Below are 14,964 nucleotides of genomic sequence, written 5' to 3' on the forward strand. Positions count from 1 at the left end.
TTGCTCTTCGCTGGCTTCCAAGAACAACCGAATGTCGTCCTCGGTTCGCAGGTGGTCTGTAGCCTCCCACGCGTGCAAGGCAACCTTGCCCGGTTCCGCCTGGCCCATCGGTCAGGCAGCGCTCGCGTGCAGCTGCACGCCGAGGGCACGCGTCACCTTGAGGATGGTGGCGAAGTCCGGGCTGCGCTCGCCGGACAGGGCTCGGTACAGGCTTTCGCGCGACACACCCGCGTCGCGGGCAACCTTGCTCATGCCCTGGGCGCGGGCAATATCGCCGAGCGCCTTGGCGATGAATGCAGAGTCGCCGTCGCTTTCGGCAATGCACGCGTCCAGATACGCGGCCATTTCCTTGGGGGTGCGCAGGTGTTCGGCGACGTCGAACGTCTCCAGCTGAATCTTCTTCTTAGCTGCCATGTCTGTGTGACTCCGTTTGCTTCGTTGTTCCGTGACTTGGGTGTTTCATCGCTTCGTGTTGCTCCTGCCCGCCCCTTAAAGGGAACGGGCCAATTCCTTTGCTTTGTCGATATCGCGCTGTTGCGCGCCCTTATCGCCGCCTACCAGCAGGATCACCAGCTCGTTTCCGCGCTGCGTGTAATACACCCGGTAACCCGGACCCACATCGACGCGCAGTTCCGAAATGCCGCCGGTCAGGTTCCGATGATCGCCGGGGTTGCCTTCGCCCAAGCGGCGGATCCGGGCCAGGATGCGAGCGCGTCCCGTGAAGTCCTTCAGGCCGTCGATCCATGCGGTGAACTGTGGGGTGCGCTTCATTTCCATAGGAACAACTGTAGCCCACCGGCTACAAATGGTCAAGAATTTTGTAGCCCTACGGCTACAAGACAGTCGGCGCCAATTGCGCGCCTTGAATCATTCACCCAATGCTTGACACCTGCAAAAAACGAGGGCAAAGTCCGCTGCAAGGAGACTCAAAACTCCGAGAACGAAGCGGAAACCGCGCCCGTCAGCATTGCGGTTTTTTTGCGCCTGAAATTCAAGCGCACCGACGTCTTCTGCGTCGGGAGGGCGGCAGCCATACAACACCCGAAAGGGGAAAACTGCCCGCCGGTCTTCGTTCCGGTTTTGAGCCTCCCGACACCCTCGTTGCGACGACTCAAAACGTCTCTGCGAGGTCACATCTCAAACGAAGGAGACGTCACCCATGGCACACAGCCACGGAGCGCCCGCGCATGCCGCGCGCCAGCTCGCACATTTTTTCGGCCAGATCGCCGACACCACCGAATGGAACCACGCCTGCTGGCAGGGTCTCTTTGCGCGCCTGCTCGGCGCGGGAAAGACGCCGGCAGAGTTGACGCTGGGCGAGATCCAGAACGCCGTCGATCAGGTAAAGGCCCGGTGGGCAGATTGCCAAGGCACCGGCCCGAGGGCGGTGTCATGAGCGCACACACCCGCAACGGCACCCGCACAGCGGCGGATGTGGTGAACAGCATCCACTTCGTGGTGCACGAAAACGACATCGACCGTCTCTGGCAGGCCCAGCAGGCCATTGACCTGCTCGCGCTGCTCGATACCGATCAGCCTTCCCCCATCACTCTCGACCACATCGCCGCAGTCGCGGCGTACGTCGCGGAGGATCTGCGCCATGTGTTGGGCAATGCCCACCGGGCCGACCAGCTGCCAGCCGTAGACCTGGCGGACACCCTGTAAGAACGGGTCCGGCCGGTGGCGCGCCAACGCCACCGCTGGGCCTTCCCACCACGACGCTCGGAGAAGAGCCATGTATCAGCAAACTGAGTCACCCCCAGCCGCCGCATGTTCGCAGGGGGCCGACACCGGACCCGCCGCGCAGGCTACCACGCGGCCAGAATTCACCACGGCCACCGACAGCAAGGCAGTGCTGCAGTTCGCCATTGCCCCCGATGAGATTGTCGTGACCGCGATTCTCGCCATGGGGGCTCCCCGCTGCATCGAGCAGCGCTGGACGCGTCGGACCCGCAGCAGCTTTCTGCTGGCCGCAGCCCCGGTACTGTGGGCGATGGAGAAGGACGCCATCGGTCACGACCTGGCCGACTTCCTCGACCATGCCGGCGTGCCCCTTGCCATCGCCAACATGCTGCCTCGGCCTGCCAGCACCGCCGCATCCGCGGCTATCGCTGCAGCAGCGCTGGAGGTGGCCAATGTCTGAGAGCAAGCCATGCCGATGCGCACGGTGCGAGACGACACCGGCCAACGCCCGCCACTGGGTGAAGCACCTGACGCAGCAGGCCGAGTACGCAGCGGAACTCCCCCCCTACGAGCGTGTCGTTGGCCTGCATCAAGCCCAGCAGGCACTGGCGGCCGTGCTGACCGCGCGCACCTCGCCTGCAGTCCAGCCGCTTTCTGGCCGGGAGGTTCTGACGGCTGCGGTGATCGCTGCGGTGAAGCGTCATCGCTCCCTGGTGCACTCGCCTCACAGTGTCTATGCAACGGAACTGGCCGCTGCGAGCCAACAGGTCGACGCTGCTTTGGCGACACTGGCCGCCCACGACTTCGATGCCGGCGAGGTGGCCACCGTATGAAGTACCTCACGACCCAACGGCAGATCGCGGCGCCGTGGCCGATGCCCAGCTGCAGGGCCGGGCATACGGCACGACTGATGGAAGACCGCCGCAGAGCCGATGCCGGCGGCGGCCACTACATCGAATGCCAATGCGGCCGCACCCACAAGCACCCCAGCGCACACCTGGCCTTGCAGGAGTGGACCCGCCTGTACGGGCGCGCGACACCGGCAGCTTCCCCAACCAACAACGTGATCCAGCTGGGGCTGGGGCTGGGCGACAGAAGCACCGGGTGTGGATGACGCCACAGAGCAGCACCGGCGGGCCTGCGAGGCCCGCCACTGGATCAGGCAGGGCTACAACAGCGGCAGATGGGTGGACGAACTGATTACCCGCATTGCGGGTAAACGTGGCGCCGCTGCCGCCGAAGCCCTACGGGAAGAAATGCGCCGGCAGTGGCTACGTCGGCGCGAGTGGATGGAGGCGTCCGAGCTTTGAGCAGCCGCATTGTGCAATTCAACATCCTGCAGGAGCTGTGCACCCCGCACGGCCCCCCACCCCGTGCGGCGACCGTGCGGCGCTGGGCAGAACGGCAGGGTATCCGGTACAAGTACGACCGCCACGGCGGGATCTGGACCACCCTCGACGCGCTGAACGCCGCGCTGGGGCTGGTCGAACCGCTCCAGCACGAAGTACGGGAAGAGGACAACATCTGATGACACGCGGCAGAAAAAGGAAGTTCAATCCGGCCATACCTAGGCACATCGAGCAGGGAGCATTGCCGAAAGGGATCTACTGGCACGACGGCCGCTGGTTCATCTACGAAGACCACGCGGAGGGCGGCCGGCGCGTAAAGCGTACGGTCGCCCACGCCAGCGCCCGCCTGTCGGAGCTGCACGCCATCGTGGAAGAGATGCGCACAGGTGCAGGGCGCGGCACGCTTCGCTTTCTCTTCGACCGCTACCACGAATCCAGCGATTTCAAACGACTCGCCGCCGGCACCCGCAGGAACTACGAGGGCTACGCGGAGGTGTTGGCCACCTACGTCCGCAAGGATGGAACGTCGCTGGGATCTATCCAGGTCGACCGCATCACAACGCCGGTTGTACAACGGCTGGTGGAGACTTTTGCTGTAGGCCGCCCGGCGAATCGCACCCAGCCCGCCCTCCCTGCGTACCCCAGCAAGGCCAATCATCTGCACCGCTTCCTGCGGCTGACCTTGTCGTGGGGTGTACGCATGGGCTACTGCAAGACCAACCCGGCCAAAGGCGTGCGCCAGGCGAAAGAACGGGGCGACGCGCGCATGCCGTCGCAGGAAGCGTTTCGCGCAGTGCTGGCTTTCGCACGGGAACGCGGCGCGCTCCCTTCCAACGCCAAGGGCAGCTTTCCCGACTACCTGGCCCCGGTGATGATCCTGGCCTACAGCGTCCGCCTGCGCGGCATCGAGGTCTGCACGCTGACCGACGCGCACCGCCAGGCCGAGGGGGTGCATAGCAATCGCCGCAAAGGATCGCGTGACAACGTGACGGAGTGGGACGCAGCGATGATCGAAGCATGGGAGCAGCTGCTGGCGCGGCGCCACCGCATCTGGAACCGAAAGGGCCGAGTGCGCCCTGTTCCCCTGCGCGCCAACGACAGGTTCTTGCTGGTGGAGCGCAGCGGCGAGCCGATCACCAAGTCTGCGCTCGACAGTGCATGGCAGCGCTTCATCACCGAGGCGGTTCGCGTAGGGGTGATTTCCAAGGCCGAGCGCTTCGCACTGCACGGCTTGAAGCACCGGGGCATCACAGATGGTGACAACAAGGCTGCGGGCGGCCACGTTTCGGAACAAATGCGGCAGCGATATGACCATGAACTGCCCGTGGTCCAACCGCCCGGCAGGAGGAACGCGCTTGACTGCGGAACCACCTAATTCTTCCGAAGAACCTCCCTACGAAACGAAGAAGGCGCCGCTAGGGCGCCTTCGTTGTTGATGCAGTTCGTAGGCAGTGGTGAATTTGACCCATACACCGTCGAAATGTGGGGGGCCTGGGCCAATCCCGGGAGACATGAGCTAGAGGGCCAACCGCCGGTGCGCTGACCTGCCTGTTCTCTGCAGACCAGACTGCGCGGATGCGGGACAATCAGCCTCGCATGCGAGCAACCTACTTCTGCTCACTATCCAGTTCAGCCTGCTGGCCAGCATCATCTTCAAGCCGCCGGATTTCGGCCCCGATGAGGCGCTGGGCATTGGCAAATGAGATGTCGGCTCGCTTCCAATTCTCCTCAGCGACTTCAAGAGATTCGGCCTTCAATGCCGCTGTCACCTCATCGATCAGATCGTCTAGCCGGATGCAAACCTTGGCTGCGTGAATTCGATACTGCAGCACAGTCATTTCAGCCTTGCTTGATTGAATGGCGCCATTCACTGCGTGATCCATACGAACGCGGGCCCAAACTCCATTGATACCAAGGGCATCCAACATTGCGCCATGCGCTTCGGACGCGCTTAGATAGTACTTTGCTACAGCTTGCTGAAGAGCAAGCAGATTGGCTCTTTCCGCATCACTTCGTTGCATCCTTACGTGATCTAGCCGCAATTCCTGCCGCAGGCGCCTCTGGGATTGCTGCCTCTTTCCTTCAGAGAGGTTCTCCTGCACCCATCTCAGCGCAAAGCCCAGGATCAAGGCCAACACAGGGATCACCCATTTCCAATCATCCGTGCAGACCACGCTTGCGGGCTGTGCACACAGATTGGGAGCGGCTTCCAACCCAAAACTAACCGGTGCCCATTCCATGAAATCTCCTTGTCCAAGCACGGCTGCATAGTTGCAGCCGTGCTTGCCTAGCGACCTACGAAGTAGATCAAGAATCCCCGCGCAAAAGCACTCTGGAGTGCTTGATGCAGGTCACCAACTGTAGCCAATACCAACCTGAGCGCTCGTCTGATGGAATCCGCTTGCCTTCTGCAGCAATAGACCGCCCCACGCGCCCAGTCCGTTGGCGAATTTCAACGAAGCACCCGCGCCGAACTCACCACGGCTACGTGGGATGCGCGCATCCACGGCTTCACCGTCCATACGGATCTGTGATTCGGCGCGGGTGTGCAGCCAGTGGGCCGTGACGTACGGCTGCACCTCGGCGGCGCCGTTGCCCCAGCGCGTCACACTGGATAGACGCACACCGACTCGACCGAAGAGACCGTCAGCATCCTCGGTAGTCACCACTGTACCGTTGGCTTCGGTATGGCTGCCGCTGTCCCAGCGGTTGTAGCCAATCTGCAGCTGCGGCTCCAGATACACCCCACCATTGCTGGGACCGCCGGCGCGGAAGGCATAGCCGGCCTCCACGGCGCCTTGCCAGGCGCGACTGTCGTAGCGCTCCTGAGCCAAGCCGACTCCGTCCACACGATTGCGGAACTGGGCACGCTGCACAGAACCGTCCAAGTAGAACCCCGCGTACGGATCACTCATACCTGCGCGACGCCACGTGCCATACACACCCAGCGCCTCACCTTTCACCTTGCCACGGGCGTAGTAGCCAGTCAGTTCATTGACAGAGGTGCTGGTCGCATTTCCGCTGGACAGCATCAAACCCACGCTGCTACCCGAATCATCACGCCACACATCGGCACCCACACTCAGGCTTTGGCTGTTGCCACGGATGTCGAGCTGACGGCTGATCGCGTCGAAGCCGTTGCGCGAGCCGTCGACACGCGCCCAAGCCCGCCCACCATTCTGGCCTGCATTGCGATCATGGTAGCCCAGGCGGAACATTGTCTGCGCCGCCTGCAGGTTGGCCAAGTACGCGCCCGGTTCGGGACGGAGCAGCGGCTCCAGCTCCGGCTCCGGCTCCAGTTCTGGATTCGGATTCGGGTTGGGATTCGGGTTGGGGTTGGGATTCGGATTCGGGTTCGGATTCGGATTCGGATTCGGATTCGGATTCGGATTCGGGTCGGGATTACATTGCGGAAGGCTGGGATCTACCACGCAGGGGTCTGGCGGAGTCGGCACCTGTGATCGGAGATACCAGTTCCCGTTGGAGTCATTTTTAGTGAGGAAATAATCGTACGGGCCACCAACCGCACGCCCGGCCAGCTGAAATACAGCTCCCGATTGCCCCCCAACCTGAATCAGCTCAATTCCGTTGGTCGTCTTGGCTCCTGCTCCCCCTACATTCGCAACCTTTACGTACGCCTGGCCACTGGAGTCTCCCAGCACATGCAGGTGATCCGTGGCCGATGCATCTCCGGCCAGCACAGTGTTGAACGCGAGTGTCCCACCGCTGCCAACGAACGAGCCTGCAGTAAGGCTATTGAACTGCGAACCGTCACCCATGGTTACGGTGCCACCCGCTTGAAGGTTCAGATTGGCAACATCGCTCGCTCCGGTAAGTTGCCAATGCCCTCCGTCCATCACAGTTGCGTTTGCCACGTTGTCGAATGCGCCAGTGATGCTCCCTCCGCCTCCAAGCGTCACATTGCCGAAGCTCAGCCCGTCGCGAGACGCCCAAACATTGCCTTGAAGCGCACTGTTTGTAACGGTGAAGTTTGTCGTAAATGGAGATTTGGCAACGCCGTCAACGATACTGGTCGTTACGTGCAGCAGAATGCCGTTCCCGGCAACCAGTTCGGAGCCGTTCTCAACAAAAATGTTGACTGCCATTATTTGACCCGGCGCCCCTCCGCCGCTGCTCGAGGCGGTTAGTGCGGCTTCCGTCCTGCCAACCACTTTCGACGCATTGATGATCAGCGCTTCATCGCCGCGCAATCCCGCCGAGCTACCACCTAAGCCCAATGAAATCCCTTTGCTGCCTTCAACAACCGAACCATTCGAAACGATGATCCCAGCCGAGTTGCTGGCAAGCAGCCCAGCTGACGAATAGGTGGGCTCAGTAGTGCTGAGGGTTGAGTTAGACAGAAGAATACGCGCGCCGCTATTCGCCAGGATGCCATAGTTTTTCCCAACCACAGAGCTATCAAAGAGCTCTGCATAGCTAGGATCTAGAGTGCCGCCGCCCAGAGAAAGATAAATGCCATTGTACCCGCCATGAACAATGCTGCTCGAAAACAAGCGAACTCCCGAAGAACCCCTGACCACCACGGCCCCGAGTAAAAAATTTGCGGAAGGACTTGCGTTCACACTTGCGTGGTCGAAGTTGGCGACGGAGTTTGTTTCGACTAGGACCGCGCCCGTTTGCGCGCCAGGAAGTACATTCAGAGTGGAATCGTACGCGACGTACCAGTCCTGTAGCGGCGTTGCTGGGTCTACGTCTACTGTGTCGCCATTGAGCGCATTCCCGGCGAAAGCACCGGGGGCGGCGAGCGCGATTGCAAACGCGAAGAAGAGCGCCGAACGAGAGGTTGGTCGAGATGACATGCGTGCTGCCTCAGTTTGGTGAAGGGCAATCAACGCAGCAGAAGCTAGACCTACATGGAAGATGCCTTCGTGAATTTGATTGCGTGATGTGCATCACACAAATTCCGAGAAGACACAGGCTAACACAACGCAATTTTAACAAGCTGAATCGACAGTCATGTTCGGCATGATTCTTGCAGCGCTCACTACTATCCATCACTGATGCAGCTGTCAGCTGGCGTAGTGGAGCGCGGGACGCTCTAATTTTTCCGCCAATTTTTCCGGACCCACAAAAAAGGCGCCCTGAAGGCGCCTAAGTTGTTGTCACAATTGGTGGGCCGTGATGGATTCGAACCATCGACCAAAAGATTAAAAGGCATCACGTTTACGCTTTGAAATCAACGATATGGCGCCTTCAATTTTTCCGGCGCCGCGTCGTGAAACGCCTGCCATGCATAGTGAGCGTGAGGCATTTTTCCGGTCATCGAGCGTCGGATCGCGCCTCAATCCTGGTCTACACGCTGGCTAGGGTGCATCAGACCCCGCGCCGTAGATCCCGCAGCGCTGCGGTCACTCGCGCCTTTTGCGGGTCCCTCGCCCTTGGCTTCGTCGCCGCCGGCGGACGGATTGGATCAAGCGCTGCCTTAACTCGCTCCAGCTCCCTCGTCCCCGCCTCGGCCAAGCGGCGGGCCTGTTGCTGCTGCTCGCGGGTCGGCGGCAGCCCAGGCATCGGTGGCGGCGGCTGGATCGGGGTGCTGTCGGTCAGACGGGCAACGGCCTCACACAGAGGCAGGTCGGGGTGGAGCCTGGCGGCGCACCAGCGCTCGGCGTAGCGCTTCGCCTGCCGGACGTTGGCCGCGCGTACTTCCTTCACGTGCCACATCTTCCGGCCTTCCATCCACAGGCGCACTCCGGGGCGACCGTCAGGGGTAACGCTGGCCGTCTCCCGGCCGTTGTACCAAAGCGCCCACCGCTCGTCCGTCTGGACCCAGCCAGAGGGGATCAGGGCGGTGCGGAAGCCATGGGAGGACTGCATGGCCGGAAGAATACGGCCGGCGGTCGCAAAGGCTGCGACAAGGGATCGTTCACCGGCTGAACCGTTCGGGATCACACGCCGGGCACGGCCGGGCGGACTACGCTTCGGCCATGTGTGGCCGATTCGTCCAGCTCCCCGTTGTCGACTTTGGCCAGCCCGGCCTGGCTGACCTTGCCCCCGGCCTGGCTGAGATCCAGCCCAGCTACAACCTGGCGCCGACGCAGCGCGCCTCGATCATCCTGGACCGTGGCGAAGGTCGGCAGGTCACCCGGCTGGCCTGGGGTCTGCTGCCGTTCTGGGCGAAGGCCAAGGGCCTGCAGGGCTCGACCATCAATGCCCGGATCGAGACGGTGGCCACCAAGCCAGCCTTCCGGTCGGCGTTCAAGAAGCGCCGATGCGTGATCCCCATGGCCGGCTACTACGAGTGGTCAGTGAGCCCCGAGGACGGCAAGAAAGACCCGTGGTTCATCCACGCAACCGGGACGCTGCTGGCCGCCGGCCTGTGGGAGGACGCCAGCCCCCTGCTGCCCGAGGGGAACCTGGGCACCTTCACCATCATCACCGGCGACAGCAGCGGCGTGTCGGCAGACATCCACGACCGCATGCCCGTCTGGTTGCAGGCCGGCCAGATCGATGAGTGGATGGCCGCCAGCGCGGACGATGCCATGGCGATGCTGCTAGCCAGCGAGACGCCGGCAATGGAGGCCTATCGCGTCAGCAGGGCAGTGAACACCCCTCGCAACAACACCCAGCAGCTGCTGCTGCAGGTCGCCTGACGCCGGGGCGGCATGCGCCGGGCACAAGCGGCGGCAGAGCGGCAGCATGGGGGTGTGGGTAGACCCCTCCCCCCCTTTATAAGGCAATTTTCGATGTGCCCACGGCAAAAGGGTAATTCAGGTAACCACCCTCGGGAACTGCTCGCAAATTCCTTATATTTCAGATAGATAGAATACTTTTCATAAGGTAATAATAGGGTAACCTTTGAGTAACCACGTTACCTTTCGAGAGGGTAACCAACGGGCCAAAAATAGTCCTTTAAAATCAATCACATAACCTTTCCTGGCTTTAGAAATTACCCAGAATTACCCCCTGAGGTAACCCCGAAAAGCCTTGCGGCAGTAGGGCCATCGGCGTTCGCCGCCGCTTGGGTTACCCGATTACCCGGTTCCGATGGGCACATCGAGAAACGGCCAGACGTTGAGCCACGCCGTCAGGCGCCCTGGGAGCGCCTACAAAGGGCCGTTCCGCGCAGGGTTCCGCAGGGCCGACCGAAGGCTATAAACGCCCCGTGCAGCCATAGCGGGCGGGGCTTGGCCGGTTGTGCAGGGCATGCAGAAAAAGCACCCCATGAAGTGCGCAGGCGTGGCGGGGAGACGAGTGCGCGCGACGGTCGATGAACAGTCAAAACAGTACGCCCTCCATCCGTTTCGTATGGAGACGCTCGACATGCAGGAGGTCGGGGGCTCTACCTTGGGAGTCGCGGCACCGCGCGGCATACTGCCCACCACTTCGCAGGGGGCAGGGATGGATTACGTACAGGAGTTTTGGTCGTTCATCGGCCGAGCTGGGCTATGGCTTGCAGCCAACTGGATCGACATCCTCAAGGCGGCGGCGGCGCCGATCATCGCTATTGCGGCCCTGCGGGTTTCCCGTCAGCAGGTTGAGATCAACGCGAGCAAGCTTCGCTTGGACCTCTATGACCGCCGATCAGAAGTCTACGGCGCAGTGAAGGTGCTGCTAGGCGAGTTCTGGGCGGACGGCACCGTCACCCAAGAGGCCTTGGACCGATTCCGCAGCGGCACGCTACAAGTCGATTTCCTGTTTGACGAGAATGTCAGTCTCTACATCGCCGAAATGGGCACCAAGGGTCAGCGCCTGGTGCATTGCACGGCTGCCCACTTCCGCGGCGAACACACCGCGCCCAATAGGAAGACACCACTGCAGGAAATGGAAGCGCTGGAAGCGTGGTTTTCCGAGCAAGGTCCTGCAGCCAAGGCGCTCTTCAAGCCATTTCTGAGGTTGGAACCAGCTTCCCCACAGAGCATCTTTGGTCGTTCCCGCCGCGCCCCTTGATTGCTGACGGAGAAGAGCCGCCGTTGGGCGGCTCCGATCTCCTAAGATTCAACTGAACCTATGCGTCCGCGAGCCGCGACCTGGCAACATCGTGGTAGTGGCCGGTCATCTCGATACCGGTCCAGCTGTAGCCCTCAAGGTCAGCCGCAACAAGCGTGGTGCCCGAGCCGGCAAACGGGTCGAGGATTCGGCCGCCCTCTTCGCAGATCTTCACCAGCTGGCGCATGAGGTCCGTGGGCTTGCCAGTCATGTGGTGCTTGTCGGCCTTGCGCACGCTCTCGCGGATCACACCTGGCAATACCGGGGCGCGCCGGCCCAGCGGCATGTTGCCCTTGCTGCCCCACACCACGTACTCAGCCTGGTTGCGGAAGCGCCCCAGCTGGGGACGCACCCCTTCCGTCTTGTCCCACACCGCCACACCGCGCCAGGTGAAGCCGGCACACTGCAGCGCATCGGTGGTGAGCGGCAACTGGCGCCAGTCCGTGAACAGCAGTACCGGGGCGCCGTCCTTCAACACGCGACTGCACTCGGCCAGCCACAGCCGCATCCATGCCAGGTGCGACCGCTGGTCGCGCTCGTCGCCAACAAAGTCGTCATGCAAGCCGCTGCGTACGTACTTGCTCGATGGCGCCTGCTGCCGCGAAGCGGCATGCACACCGCCACTGGCATAGGGCGGATCAGTGATGAGGGCGTCGAAGCTCGCCGCCGGCAAGGTCGGCAGGACGGTCAGCGCATCGCCGTGGATCAGTTCGTTCTTCATTGGTAGAGCCTTCTTCGTGGTGTCGCTCGCGGCGATCCATGGAGAGGCTCGTGGCCTTCATATGATTCAGGCACCCGCAGCGCGGGCACTTCATTTGCAGGTCATGCGGTCCAGCAGCTTTCGCCAACAGGCGGGCGCAGTCGCCGCATCGCAGATTCACGCGCGCATCCATCAGGCGGCCGCTCCCAGCTCAAACGGATCGAACCGGATCACATCTTGGCCCAGCCACTCGTTGATGGCCGTCATGCGCGTCTGCAGCGGCGCCAGCTCCATTGCGGCCCACACCATCGCGGCCTCGCGGATCGAGCCGAAGCCGCCACTGTTCTGCGGCACGATTCCCAGCAGCTGCGGCGGCGTGCGCAACGACGCGAGCATGTCGTCACGGGTGACGCTCTTGATGCCAGTGAATTCATCCTTGGCCGCCACTTCGCTGACCGGGATCAGCTTCAACCCATCCTTGCTACCGCCCGGCGAATGGACGAACAGATTGCGGAAGTTGCCAGGGCCACGGGACTGCCGCAGCGCCTCGCGCAGCTTGTCCACGTCGCCGCCCTCGGGCTGACTGTCGGTCAGGTACAGGATGAAACCGGCGTGGGACCCGTTGTTGTAATACTTGCGGCGGAACAGCGTTGCCGATTCGTTGAGCAGCGCAGACTGCACCGCCGGCATCCATTCTGGCAGGCCGTACACCTCCTGATCCGCATCGGCCTCACGCAGCTGGAATACCTCGCCTGCGGGGAATTCATGTTCGATCCTGCCCGCGCGAACCTGAAAGAACTCGCCCTGCTCTACCCCGCGCCGCATGTACTGAGCGAGCGGGACCGCCAGGCTGTGCGCCACACCTGACAGGGCACGCCGGCGCTCCACATAGGCCATCCCGAAGGTGGTGTAGTCCAGAGCCAGCTGCGCGAACGCCTCACGACTGAGCAGCCGATGCGGGCGAAAGGTGCGCACCAGCATGTTTCGCTTGAAGGTCAGGCCGCTATGCAGGTAGGGATTGGCGCGGGTGGTGCGCGACAGCCCATGCAGATCCACCGGGGGCTCGTAGAAGCGGCCATTGCGCCAGCATTCCAGGTAGTCGAGGATTCCGCGCTGGTCGAGGACCGGTGTAGGGTCGCCAAACGTGAATGCCTCGATATTGGCCGGGGGGGCCGCAACCGCGCCCTGGTCGATGTCTGCCATTAGAAAATCTCCATGGAGCCGCGAGCGACGCTGCCGCCTTCCAGCGGCTCGTTCTGCAGCGCGTGCATGAGTGCCCACGCCAGATCGGCGTGGCCTGTGGTGCGCGAGCGACCGGCGGTGTACGTCACCTGGCGCCCGCTGGGGGTAAGCGTTTTCTGAATTGCCAAGAGCGATTGGGTCAGATCGGTCCAGCCGGCGTCGTATTGCAGGCGCTCGTTCTTGATGACATCGAACGCCTTCAACACCAGCCGCGTCTTGACCTCGGGGGAGTAGCTGAACGTGGTCACGCCGGGGAAGAACTGGCGCACCAATTGCGCCACGCCGGTGCCCATGCCCGTGGCATCGATGCCGATATAGGTCACCCAATAGCGCTGGGTGATCTGACGGATAAACGCGGCCTGCGCGGCGAAATCCATCCCCTTGAACTGATGGCGCTCCAGAATGCGGAAGGTGCCACCGGGAACGAGCGGAGGTGCGACCACCACGATGCCGGCGCTATCGCCCGTTTCGGCCGGGTCATACCCGATCCACACCGGACGATCCCCATAGGGCCGAATCGCCAAGGGTCGGTAGTCGTCCGACCATTCCACCCAGCTGTCGACCTGGCACGGCTGCAGCATGGTAAGAGGGAAAATGCTGGCGCTATCGTCAACGAACTCGCACATGAGCAGATTGGCGAATTCGTCGGCGCTGTAGTCGCGGCGAAGCTCTTCGATATCGAACAGGTCGCAACCGCGGCCTGCAGCATCCAGCACGGTGACGATCTGGCGCCACATGGCGTCCTCGCACCGGCGGCCACCCATCAACCGCGCATGGCTCACGTCCAGCTGGATCTGCTGGGACACCGGGCGGCCCTTGTTGAAGCGCTCGCCGGTCCAGAAGTCGAACGCTTCGTGCGCCATCGTGGAGGGCGTACTGAAGTAGGTTTTGCGCCACTTCTTGTGCATCGCCATGCCGCTGGCGACCTTGTTCAGCTGGTTGAAGCCATGGGTCCAGAAGAATTCATCGAAGTAGAAATTGCCGTGGTAGCCCTGCGCGGTGCGTGCGTTGGTTCCGAGGAAGAACAGCTCTGCACCATTTGCCAGGGTGATCGGGTCGCCGGTCAGGTCGCGGTCCAGCACCTCGCGCACGAAGCCACGCATGTAGCCAAGGAAGATGTGCGCCTGGCTCTTGGAGGCACTGAGAAAAATCTGATTGCGGCCGGTGGTCAGCGCATCTATCAGCGCCTCGCGGGCGAAGTAGAAGGTCGCGCCGATCTGGCGGGACTTGAGGATGATGCGCGTACGTTCGTTGCCGGCGCGGAGCCAATCGCGTTGATAGTCGAAGCACCCATCCACAAACGCCGTCTGCAGGCGCTCGACCTCTTCTTCGCTGAACTCGTTCTTGCGGGCCTTCTTCTTTGGCTTGGCATTGCGGTTGGCGACAGCCGGATTCAGGTCGGATTCGTTGCCGCCGCCCTGGTATCGCTGGATGCGTGCCTGTCGTTCCAGCTGGCGATGCAGCAGATCAATCTCTTTGAAGTCGCCGCCGGTCTTCCCCTCTTTGTGGATGAGGATGGCAAGGCGCGCTTCCAGCGCACCACCAATGCGCTCGACGCTGTCGGCGCGGTCCCATTCGTCGCGCGCCTTCCAACTGTGGACCGTCTTTTCCTTCTCACCAATGAGGGAGGCGATGTCACACACGCGCCAGCCCATCCAGTACAGAAACTTGGCTTGGCGGCGTGGATCTACATGGAGTTGTTCGGCTACGCTGGTCACCTGAACAGGTTGCAGCGCCGCTCGCGCGCGCGACATGGAAAGGCCACGTAGTTCAGCGCGTTACACGCAGACCGCGTTGCTGCGCATTCGCCCTCAATCGACCATGGGTCATCGCATCGAGAACCGGTGCGCACCGACACCAGCAGAGGGCGATATGGCCAACAAGACCGACAACAAGAAGCTGCGTTCGAAGTTCTTCCGCGTAGCCGTCGAAGGCGCAACCACCGATGGCCGCGTGATCGAGCGCCAGCACATCGCAGACATGGCCGCTTCCTACGACCCGCAGCTGTATGGTGCCCGCATCTGGGTGGAGCATCTGCGCAGC

Annotated in this window: 20 protein-coding genes; 11 read left to right on the plus strand and 9 right to left on the minus strand. The window is 62.2% G+C overall.

Going from position 1 to position 14,964, the window contains the following annotated elements:
* Nucleotides 1–111: 111 nt before the first annotated feature.
* Nucleotides 112–414 (minus strand): addiction module antidote protein, encoded by a 303-nt coding sequence (locus H3005_RS01250; RefSeq protein ID WP_119006680.1) that lies wholly within the window; start codon nt 412–414, stop codon nt 112–114.
* Nucleotides 415–489: 75 nt separating this feature from the next.
* Nucleotides 490–777: a type II toxin-antitoxin system RelE/ParE family toxin gene (locus H3005_RS01255; RefSeq protein ID WP_119006681.1), complete on the minus strand. Its 288-nt coding sequence runs from the start codon at nt 775–777 to the stop codon at nt 490–492.
* A 382-nt stretch (nt 778–1,159) separates the two neighbouring features.
* Between H3005_RS01255 and H3005_RS01260 the strand changes: the two genes are divergently transcribed.
* The 8 genes from H3005_RS01260 (at nt 1,160) to H3005_RS01290 (ending at nt 4,407) form a co-directional block, all read left to right on the plus strand.
* Nucleotides 1,160–1,396, plus strand: a complete 237-nt coding sequence (locus H3005_RS01260) for a hypothetical protein (RefSeq protein ID WP_119006682.1) — start codon at nt 1,160–1,162, stop codon at nt 1,394–1,396.
* Nucleotides 1,393–1,665 carry a hypothetical protein gene (locus tag H3005_RS01265; RefSeq protein WP_119006683.1) on the plus strand — a complete coding sequence of 91 codons (273 nt, stop codon included), beginning with the start codon at nt 1,393–1,395 and terminating at the stop codon, nt 1,663–1,665. Before H3005_RS01260 ends, H3005_RS01265 begins: the two co-directional genes overlap by 4 nt.
* 70 nt (nt 1,666–1,735) lie before the next feature.
* Nucleotides 1,736–2,143 carry a hypothetical protein gene (locus H3005_RS01270; RefSeq protein ID WP_119006684.1) on the plus strand — a complete coding sequence of 136 codons (408 nt, stop codon included), beginning with the start codon at nt 1,736–1,738 and terminating at the stop codon, nt 2,141–2,143.
* Complete coding sequence (locus tag H3005_RS01275; protein ID WP_191077441.1) at nt 2,136–2,516, plus strand: hypothetical protein; 381 nt, start codon at nt 2,136–2,138, stop codon at nt 2,514–2,516. Before H3005_RS01270 ends, H3005_RS01275 begins: the two co-directional genes overlap by 8 nt.
* Nucleotides 2,513–2,797 (plus strand): hypothetical protein, encoded by a 285-nt coding sequence (locus H3005_RS01280; protein WP_119006686.1) that lies wholly within the window; start codon nt 2,513–2,515, stop codon nt 2,795–2,797. Before H3005_RS01275 ends, H3005_RS01280 begins: the two co-directional genes overlap by 4 nt.
* Nucleotides 2,790–2,993 (plus strand): hypothetical protein, encoded by a 204-nt coding sequence (locus tag H3005_RS20885; protein WP_119006687.1) that lies wholly within the window; start codon nt 2,790–2,792, stop codon nt 2,991–2,993. Before H3005_RS01280 ends, H3005_RS20885 begins: the two co-directional genes overlap by 8 nt.
* Nucleotides 2,990–3,211, plus strand: coding sequence for a hypothetical protein (locus H3005_RS01285; RefSeq protein WP_032975126.1), 222 nt, complete (start codon nt 2,990–2,992; stop codon nt 3,209–3,211). The genes H3005_RS20885 and H3005_RS01285 overlap by 4 nt, the downstream gene beginning before the upstream one ends.
* Nucleotides 3,211–4,407, plus strand: coding sequence for an integrase (locus tag H3005_RS01290; RefSeq protein ID WP_119006688.1), 1,197 nt, complete (start codon nt 3,211–3,213; stop codon nt 4,405–4,407). The genes H3005_RS01285 and H3005_RS01290 overlap by 1 nt, the downstream gene beginning before the upstream one ends.
* 232 nt (nt 4,408–4,639) lie before the next feature.
* Here the strand turns inward: H3005_RS01290 and H3005_RS01295 are convergent, their stop codons facing one another.
* From H3005_RS01295 to H3005_RS20890, 3 genes are all read right to left on the minus strand, one after another.
* Nucleotides 4,640–5,272: a hypothetical protein gene (locus H3005_RS01295; RefSeq protein ID WP_147416402.1), complete on the minus strand. Its 633-nt coding sequence runs from the start codon at nt 5,270–5,272 to the stop codon at nt 4,640–4,642.
* A 111-nt stretch (nt 5,273–5,383) separates the two neighbouring features.
* The gene (locus H3005_RS01300; protein ID WP_191077442.1) at nt 5,384–7,852 is read right to left on the minus strand and encodes an autotransporter outer membrane beta-barrel domain-containing protein; all 2,469 of its coding nucleotides are present in this window, start codon (nt 7,850–7,852) and stop codon (nt 5,384–5,386) included.
* A 514-nt stretch (nt 7,853–8,366) separates the two neighbouring features.
* Nucleotides 8,367–8,867, minus strand: coding sequence for a hypothetical protein (locus H3005_RS20890; RefSeq protein WP_223496260.1), 501 nt, complete (start codon nt 8,865–8,867; stop codon nt 8,367–8,369).
* Between the two features lie 110 nt (nt 8,868–8,977).
* Between H3005_RS20890 and H3005_RS01305 the strand changes: the two genes are divergently transcribed.
* Both H3005_RS01305 and H3005_RS01310 read left to right on the plus strand, forming a co-directional pair.
* Complete coding sequence (locus tag H3005_RS01305) at nt 8,978–9,643, plus strand: SOS response-associated peptidase (RefSeq protein ID WP_119006656.1); 666 nt, start codon at nt 8,978–8,980, stop codon at nt 9,641–9,643.
* 553 nt (nt 9,644–10,196) lie between these two features.
* Entirely contained in the window at nt 10,197–10,940 is a 744-nt protein-coding gene (locus tag H3005_RS01310; RefSeq protein WP_191077443.1) for a hypothetical protein, read from the plus strand.
* 58 nt (nt 10,941–10,998) lie between these two features.
* On the opposite strand, the gene H3005_RS01315 is transcribed toward H3005_RS01310, so the two are convergent.
* Genes H3005_RS01315 through H3005_RS01330 form a run of 4 tightly spaced genes read right to left on the minus strand, consistent with a single transcriptional unit; the run spans nt 10,999 to nt 14,675 of the window.
* Nucleotides 10,999–11,700 carry a site-specific DNA-methyltransferase gene (locus H3005_RS01315; RefSeq protein ID WP_191077444.1) on the minus strand — a complete coding sequence of 234 codons (702 nt, stop codon included), beginning with the start codon at nt 11,698–11,700 and terminating at the stop codon, nt 10,999–11,001.
* Complete coding sequence (locus H3005_RS01320) at nt 11,618–11,872, minus strand: Com family DNA-binding transcriptional regulator (RefSeq protein WP_191077445.1); 255 nt, start codon at nt 11,870–11,872, stop codon at nt 11,618–11,620. The genes H3005_RS01315 and H3005_RS01320 overlap by 83 nt, the downstream gene beginning before the upstream one ends.
* Nucleotides 11,872–12,882 (minus strand): phage portal protein, encoded by a 1,011-nt coding sequence (locus H3005_RS01325; protein ID WP_191077446.1) that lies wholly within the window; start codon nt 12,880–12,882, stop codon nt 11,872–11,874. Before H3005_RS01325 ends, H3005_RS01320 begins: the two co-directional genes overlap by 1 nt.
* On the minus strand, nt 12,882–14,675 hold the full coding sequence (locus H3005_RS01330) for a terminase ATPase subunit family protein (RefSeq protein ID WP_223496261.1): 1,794 nt from the start codon (nt 14,673–14,675) through the stop codon (nt 12,882–12,884). Before H3005_RS01330 ends, H3005_RS01325 begins: the two co-directional genes overlap by 1 nt.
* Before the next feature lie 118 nt (nt 14,676–14,793).
* Here H3005_RS01330 and H3005_RS01335 point away from each other — a divergent pair.
* Nucleotides 14,794–14,964, plus strand: a 171-nt coding sequence (locus tag H3005_RS01335) for a GPO family capsid scaffolding protein (RefSeq protein ID WP_191077447.1), incomplete at its 3' end; no start/stop codon positions are given.

The sequence above is a fragment of the Stenotrophomonas sp. Br8 genome, from assembly GCF_014763005.1.
GTDB lineage: Bacteria > Pseudomonadota > Gammaproteobacteria > Xanthomonadales > Xanthomonadaceae > Stenotrophomonas > Stenotrophomonas lactitubi.